Source organism: Candidatus Frankia nodulisporulans (assembly GCF_902806475.1).
Classification (GTDB): domain Bacteria; phylum Actinomycetota; class Actinomycetes; order Frankiales; family Frankiaceae; genus Frankia; species Frankia umida.
The window spans coordinates 1-4,367 of sequence record NZ_CADCWS010000308.1; the positions used below are offsets into that span (position 1 = coordinate 1).

The 4,367-nt window shown below is 74.7% G+C and carries 4 protein-coding genes; 2 read left to right on the forward strand and 2 right to left on the reverse strand.

What is annotated here, in order from left to right; translation table 11 throughout:
* Together G6R24_RS18650 and G6R24_RS18655 are read right to left on the reverse strand one after the other, a co-directional pair.
* Positions 1-1,509, reverse strand: a 1,509-nt coding sequence (locus tag G6R24_RS18650; protein ID WP_163550486.1) for a ComEC/Rec2 family competence protein, incomplete at its 3' end; no start/stop codon positions are given.
* Positions 1,510-1,513: 4 nt separating this feature from the next.
* Complete coding sequence (locus tag G6R24_RS18655; RefSeq protein ID WP_225438720.1) at positions 1,514-2,650, reverse strand: ComEA family DNA-binding protein; 1,137 nt, start codon at positions 2,648-2,650, stop codon at positions 1,514-1,516.
* A gap of 556 nt (positions 2,651-3,206) precedes the next feature.
* Between G6R24_RS18655 and G6R24_RS18660 the strand changes: the two genes are divergently transcribed.
* A complete protein-coding gene (locus tag G6R24_RS18660; protein ID WP_163550487.1) occupies positions 3,207-3,770 on the forward strand; it encodes a YceI family protein in 564 nt (187 codons plus the stop codon).
* 125 nt (positions 3,771-3,895) lie between these two features.
* On the forward strand, positions 3,896-4,090 hold the full coding sequence (locus G6R24_RS18665; RefSeq protein ID WP_163550488.1) for a ferredoxin: 195 nt from the start codon (positions 3,896-3,898) through the stop codon (positions 4,088-4,090).
* Positions 4,091-4,367 lie beyond the last annotated feature (277 nt).

Sequence of the window (4,367 nt, forward strand, 5' to 3'; positions counted from 1 at the left end):
GCCGAGCAGCCCTTCGGGCCAGCGCACCGTGGCGGCGGGCAGCCCCGCGGCGGTGCGGGCCACCGTCACCAGCCACCAGCAGGGCAGATCGGCGGCGTGGGCGAGCAGGCGGGCCGGGGCCGGTGCCACCGCGGCGACCAGCAGGGTCAGCACCCCCAGCACCGTCGCCGCCGGGACGGCCGGGGCGGCCACCAGGTTCGCCGGGATGGCGATCAGGCTGACGCCACCACCGATCCAGGCGATCACCGGGGTGCAGGCGATCTGCGCGGCGGCCGCGACCGCGATCGGCTCCGCGAGCCGCGGGTGCAGACGGCGGGCGAGACCGGCATGCCACCCGGGCGCCAGAATGATCATTCCAGCGGTGGCCTGGACGGACAGCGCGAACCCGACGGAGACGGCGAGCGTCGGCCAGACGAGCACGAGCACCGTCACGCTCGCCGCGAGGGCGGCCAGCGCCGCCCTGGGCCGTCCGCCGGCGAACGCGGCCAGGCCGATCAGGCCCATCACCCCGGCGCGCAGGACACTGGGCGACGGTCGCGCCAGCACCACGAAGGCGAGCAGGGTGCCGGCGGCGAGCACCGCCCGGCCCCGCGCCCCGCGCCCGGCCCACCCGGCGACCAGCAGCGCCGTGGCGGTCACGACGGCCACATTGCCGCCGCTGACGGCCGTCAGATGGGTCAGGCCGGCGGCCCGGAAGTCGTCGCGCAGGCCTTCGTCGAGGGCGCTGACATCACCGTCGACGAGGGCCGGCAGCAGGCCGCGGCGTGGCTGTGGCAGGCCCGAGGCCGCCGCGCGCAGGCCCGAGCGCAGCCGACCGGCCGTCCGTTGCGGCCAGCTCGGCTCGCCCCGCGGTCGGGGAGAGGCATCGCGGACCAGCATCGCCGCGGCGACGGTGGGATCGCGCCTCGGTGGGGAGAGCCGGCCCCGCACCTCGAGGTGCTGGCTGGGCAGCAGGTCGCCCCAGTGCGCGCCACGCACCAGCAGCACCACCCGGGCCTGCCCACGCAGGTGGACGAGGCCGGCGTCCACCCGTTCCAGCCGGGCCGGCACGGTGAAGGCCGGCCCGCCTCGGTCACCCGGGCCGCCCGTCGCGGCGGCGAGCCGCCGTGGATCGTCGGTGACGACGACCCGTGCGGTGACCGTCGCCTGCCGGTCCACCAGATCGGCCAGGGGCCCTCGGTCACCCGGCCGGGTCGCAAGACCGCCGGCGAGCAGGCCCGCGGCCAGGAACGACACCGCCACCGCGGCGAGCGCCGGACCCGCGGCCAGCCGCACCGGGCTTCGACGACGCCGGCGGTGCCGGCGCCAGGCGGCCAGCGCGAGCGGCACGGTGAGCACGACCGCGGCGGCGGCCAGCAGGACCGCGTCCGGCAGGGTCGTTCCCACCGCCAGGGCGGCACCGCCCCAGGCGGCCACAGCCGGCGTGATCAGGCACGCGTCAAGGACCGGTGGCGTCGAGGACGGCCGCTGTGCCAGCGCGAGTCCCGTCTCCAGGCCGACGGAGACCACGCGCTCAGACCCTGATCAGGGGAAGCAGATCCGCGAGACGCTTGTCGCCGACCCCGGTGACCTCCCCCAGTTGCTGGGGCGAGCCGAAGTGGCCGTGTTCGGCCCGCCACTGCACGATCCGCTGCGCGAGCACCGGACCGACCCCGGGCAGCGCGTCCAGCTGCTCGGCGGAGGCGCTGTTGAGATCCAGCGGGCTGCCGCCGCCCCCGCCGCCGGCCCCCGCCGCGGCGCCGGTACCGGCGGGCGGCGCCTGCGATGGCGGCCCGGGCTGGCCGTCCACCAGCACCTGCTCGCCGTCGACGAGCAGCCGGGCGAGCGCGACGCCGGTGGTGTCGACGCCGGGCAGCGCCCCGCCGGCCCGCTCGAGCGCGTCGACGACACGTGAGCCCGCCGGCAGCCGGACGACTCCTGGATTGCGCACCCGGCCCGCGACATCGACCACCACCTCACCAGGCGGCGCGCCGGTGCCGCCAGCCGGGCGGGCCGCGGCGGACCCGGCGACGCCGGTGGTGGCGCCGCCCGAGTCCGTCACGCTCTCGGGGGCGGTGGCTCCGGGCGAGACGGCCGCGATCACCGCCGAGGAGCTCGCCGGGGGTGCGCTCACCGGCACCGGGCGATGCTGCCAGGCGAGCCAGGTCGCCACGGCCGCCGCCCCGAGCGCGACCAGCGCCAGCACGAGCGCGGCACTCGCCGCCGGTGCCACCACCGCCGAGCGCAGCGCCAGCGGGAGCCGGTCTGCGACCCGAGCCCGTATCAGCCGCGCACGACCCGCCGGGGGCGCACCGGACGCCGCACCAGGCCGATCCTCGGGGTCAGCCGGACCGCCGAAACCAGCCGGATCGCCGACATCATCGGGATCGAAATCCTCCTCGAGGTCAGCGCGGCCGGCGGCCAGGTCGCCCTGGCCCCGTGGACGCTCTCCCCCGAACGCGGGGGGCCGCCGTCCGGCGCCGGACGGGCCCTCGGCGGCGTCCCAGTCGGTGGACCAGTCGAGAAGCAGATCATCGCCCGCCCAGGCGTCCCGCTCCGGCTCGCCGGCGTCACCCGGATCGAATGATCGCTGTCGGCCTCGCTGCTCCCGACCATCGGCACGAAGCGGCTCGGTGGCGAACCTGCCCGCCCGCACCCGGCACGTGGGCACGAACGCCCCGGGCTCAGGCGGCGGTGGGACCGGCGTGGGAGGCAGCGTCGCGGCGGCGGACGGCACGGATACGGCGGGCGGAGACGGATCAGGCGGAGACGGATCAGGCGGAGACGGATCAGGCGGAGGCGGACCAGGCGGAGGCGGACCGAGCGGACGCGGATCAGGCGGGAGCGGAGCGGCCGGGGGCACCGGCGCGGTGGGCGCAGCCCGCGCGGCTACGGACCGGGGCCGGGGCCCGGACCGGGCCGGGGGGCGAGCAGCGGCTGGGCACCCGGGGCCAGGGGTGGTGGTGACCATGGGCGAAACCGTAGATCGCACGGCGCCCGGCCGGCAGTCCCCGACCTCGATCTGTGGACGGTCCAACGTTGTCCACAGGCCGTACCGCTTGTCTTGCGGTGTTCATCCGCCCGACGGAATATGCGCCGGGAACACGCGTTGACCCAGGCTGTAAGTTGCATACGCAATCAAATTTGGCCGACAGCGACCGCCAGATCACGGTGACCGACCCACCTGTGGAAGGTCAGTCCGCTGGCGGCACACCCAGGAGGACGCGATGACCGCCCCAGCTCCCACCGTGATCGACCTGACCGGCGCCTGGACGCTCGACCCGGCCCACACCCGCATCGGGTTCTCCGCCCGCCACGCGATGGTCACCACCGTGCGCGGGCAGTTCAAGGAGGTCGAGGGCACCCTGCAGCTCGACGCGGTCGACCCGACCGCCTCCAGCGCGTCCGTGACGATCCAGACCGCCTCGTTCGACACCGGTGTGCCGGACCGGGACGGTCACGTGAAGTCGGCGGACCTGCTCGACGTGGCCACCTACCCGACGATCACCTTCGTCAGCACCGGCGCGACCGCCGGCAAGGGCGAGGACGAGTACGTCCTGACCGGCCAGCTCACGATCCACGGCGTCACCAGCTCGGTCGACCTCGCCGTGACGTTCGAGGGCAGCTCCAAGGACCCGTTCGGCAACACCCGCGCGGGCTTCACCGCGACCACGTCGATCAGTCGCAAGGAGTTCGGTATCTCCTTCAACGCGGCCCTGGAGACCGGCGGCGTCCTGCTCAGCGACAAGATCAAGATCGAGCTGGACATCTCGGCGATCAAGAGCTCCTGACCTGCGCGGCGAAGCCGCCGTCCGGCTGCCGAGTCCAGAGCAGGCACGTCACTGTTGCGTGGCGCACCTCAGCGGTATGGTCCACACGACCACGACATTCTGGAAGCAGTACGGGAGGTTCGCCGATGCGCGTGAACGTCGATTTCGACCGCTGTGCAAGCAGCGGCACGTGTGTCCGGCTCGTGCCGGACATCTTCGAGATCCGCGATGATGGCTACCTTTACCTGCTGAACGAGGAGCCGGACGACTCGCGGGCGGACGACCTTCAGGAAGCGGTCGAGTGCTGCCCGACCGAGGCCATCAGCATCTCCGGAAGCTGACCGCCCCACAATCGTGACGCCTGCGGCGTGACGAAGGGCGGTACTCGCCCGAACCGCTTCGGGCGAGTACCGCCCTTCGCGTCCACCCGCTTCGCCACCGGAGCAGGCGAAGCGAGAAGACAGCGGGCAAACCAGGCCGGAGCGGGCCGGTCCGCCGACGGAACAGCGATCAGCCTCCGATCACGACCCCGGCCGACAGCGCTGTGGCGCGGGGGCCGCCGGACTCCTCGATCGCCTCGGCGACGGCCTCGTCGAGTTCCACCTGGTCGGTCAGTTC